The sequence below is a fragment of the Bacteroidota bacterium genome (genome assembly GCA_030706565.1).
In the GTDB taxonomy this organism is placed as follows: domain Bacteria; phylum Bacteroidota; class Bacteroidia; order Bacteroidales; family JAUZOH01; genus JAUZOH01.
The window spans coordinates 1-2928 of record JAUZOH010000444.1; the positions used below are offsets into that span (position 1 = coordinate 1).

The window sequence follows — 2928 nt, forward strand, 5'->3', positions numbered from 1 at the left end:
AGAACCATAAACTGGCTGAAAAGTCAATAAAAATCACACCCTGAAATTAAGGTGAGTTTTTGTCCACTTATATGAAATAAATTGTATTTTGTTATGATCAAATCTGTTGTAAGGACAAAACATACCTCATTTATAACAGGTTGTTCCCGTTAATCAATTATTTCAGAGTTGTATAAATAAAAAAAACAGGAGGATACTCCTGTTTTTTTTATTTAATCACTTTGTCCGTTAATTATTTTTTTTGCCATATCCAGAATTGTTGTATCGTCCAGTGATACTACTCCGCCACTTGGTCCCTGTTCTACGTGAATTCCGATACTTTCTCCGGATTTATAGTGCGATCCTCCGAAATAATTTCTAACTGTTTCTTCATTCATATTAAGCCTATCAGCGATAAGTTTCATACTGCCGTGAGGCAGTTTGTCTTTAATTTCCCTGAGTTCATTAAATGTGATGGTCATGTCTTTAATATTTTGGGGGTTAATACTTTATTTTCTTAAGAGGAAAGTAATATTTAATTAAAGAACGTTTAAAATTAAAAATTTTTTAATACAAACAAAAATATTTACCTTATTTATTTGGTGATTTAAATCAATTATAATCAGCTTAAAATTAGAAGTTTAATTTGAAGCGAAGAAAGGCTAAATTGAAATTTGCCCTTTTATGTTCCATCAGTTCTCCGCTGAACCTTTGTACATAGAGGGAGCAGTCAAAATTATCAGATAATGAGTAACTTACGGACGGGCCGGCAAAATATCCTTTGACTTCAGGGAAATACATCAGGGCAAGGGTGGTATTAAGCAAGGGAGAGATTGCATAAGAGGCCTGAGCAAATGCGTTATAGTGTGTAAACGATAAGTTTTTTACGGTCAGCGGAGCCAGATAAAATTCCTCGAAATTTTTGATGTCTTGCTTTTTAACGCTGGAATACAGAACTTCTCCCTGTACACTTAATTTATCATTGAAGGAATGTGTGGTTGCCAACGATGCCATAAATAGTCCGGTTGTATCCCGAAAATGTTTTTTGGGATGGAAATAACTTAATTCTCCGCTGACTGTCCAGCCTTTTATGGCTCCGCTCCAGCCGGCACCTGCCAGGTAATCGGTACTGTTCAGCAATCCTCCTAAAAACTGGAAATCATATTGGAACCGGTTAAATCTGTATAATCCTGCAGCCGTTATTTTTTTCTCCCGGTTTATTTTGATGGCTGCCTCTGCCGAAGATGTTTCATTTGGATAATATTGCACCCGCAGGGCGTCACTACCGGGTTTTTCAACATAATCAAAATCAAAAAAAGAATAGGCATTAAAAACGTCGTTGGGGTTCCAGACAAAGGTCTGGCTCCAGTTGATGCGTTGCCGTCCGGCAGTGATATTAAATTTCCCCTTTTCGTAGGCCACCCATGCCCGGTCGACAAAGGTATTGAGCAGAAATGATTTCCCTGAAAAAATATCCAGGCTTAAGTTCATCCAGCCCTGATCCTTCACTGAATAATAATTTTCACCGGTATTCATTTCGTGGTTATATGAAAAACGGTTTCTGAGTTCTACGGCAGTGGTGATGCTTGAGGTGGGGATCCACTTAAAATTAAGCCGGTTATGGATCAGGTTGCTTACGTCCCAATTATTCCGGATACTGTCGAACATAACCGACTGCATGGAAGAAATATAGCCGTTCAGGGTAAGCTTTCTGGGGGGTATTTCTTCCTGGGCTTTGGCTTGCAGGGTAAAAATCAGGAAGACAATTGGGAATATTATTTTGGCTGACTTAGGCATATATTGATTAATGGGGTTCATGGGGATTGCGAAGTTCATCATTGGCGATTGTCCCGTCAACCAGGGTAATGATCCTGCGGGCTTTTTTCACTACCCGGGCATCATGGGTAGAGAAAATGAAGGTCATATTTTCCTCATGGTTAAGTTTTTCCATGATATCAAGAAGCATTTCAGCACTTTTGGAATCTAGGTTGGCCGTAGGCTCATCGGCCAGTATGTATTTGGGTTTTGTGGCCAGTGCCCTGGCTACGGCTACTCTTTGTTGCTGTCCTCCGGATAGTTTTGCAGGCCGGCTGTTTATTCTGTCCAATAATCCGACTGATTTGAGCAGCTCCAGGGAACGTTGCTGCCTTTCTTTTTTAGGCTTTTTTTGCAACTGCATGATAAATTCAACATTCTCCCTGGCCGTCAGTACCGGAATAAGGTTGTATGCCTGAAAAACGAAGCCAATATTTCTCAGCCGGAAATCTATCAACTTCGATTCGTTGAGTTTCAAGATATCTGTCCCGCCAATGGTGATGTCCCCTTCGGTGGGTTTGTCGAGCCCGCCCATCATATTCAAAAGGGTAGTCTTTCCTGATCCCGATGGCCCTACAATGCAGGTGAATTCACCCTGTTCGAAAGTCAGGCTGATGTCATCAATGGCTTTTACTTCGACTTCAGTTTCTTTATAGATTTTAGTCAGATGGGTTATCTCAATTATTTTCATGGCTCTTCTACAATTTGATTAATAACTTATATGGTCCTGATAGCCTCGGCAGGATTGAGTTTTAAGGCTTTCCGTGCGGGGTAAATCGAAGCGATTATACCAATTGCGATCACCAGGACGGCCAGCTCGAAATAGAAACTCCAATCCAGTGAAGGATAAATAACCGCACTGTACCCGACTGCTTCAAATCCCTGGATAAAGGCTGAAAGGTCAAGGCCGGTCTTGCCAAACAAACTGACAGCCGATTTTCCCATGATTATTCCCAATATTCCGCCGGTAAGTGAAAGGAATACCGTTTCAATCATAATCATGTAAAATATCCTGATTTTATTCATGCCAATAGACATGAGCATGCCCAATTCCCTGATTCTTTCAAGTACCACCATCAGCATGGTGTTGATGATGCCAAAACACATAGCCAGTAATAAAATCAGCATGATGAC

General features: G+C 40.4%; 4 protein-coding genes. All 4 read right to left on the minus strand.

Going from position 1 to position 2928, the window contains the following annotated elements; genetic code table 11:
* Positions 1-212 precede the first annotated feature (212 nt).
* On the minus strand, positions 213-461 hold the full coding sequence (locus Q8907_15350; protein ID MDP4275647.1) for a DNA-binding protein: 249 nt from the start codon (positions 459-461) through the stop codon (positions 213-215).
* Between the two features lie 151 nt (positions 462-612).
* Positions 613-1818 (minus strand): hypothetical protein, encoded by a 1206-nt coding sequence (locus tag Q8907_15355; GenBank protein MDP4275648.1) that lies wholly within the window; start codon positions 1816-1818, stop codon positions 613-615.
* Positions 1784-2485, minus strand: coding sequence for an ABC transporter ATP-binding protein (locus Q8907_15360; GenBank protein MDP4275649.1), 702 nt, complete (start codon positions 2483-2485; stop codon positions 1784-1786). Before Q8907_15360 ends, Q8907_15355 begins: the two co-directional genes overlap by 35 nt.
* A 26-nt stretch (positions 2486-2511) precedes the next feature.
* A partial coding sequence (locus Q8907_15365; protein MDP4275650.1) for an FtsX-like permease family protein occupies positions 2512-2928 on the minus strand: 417 nt, incomplete at its 5' end.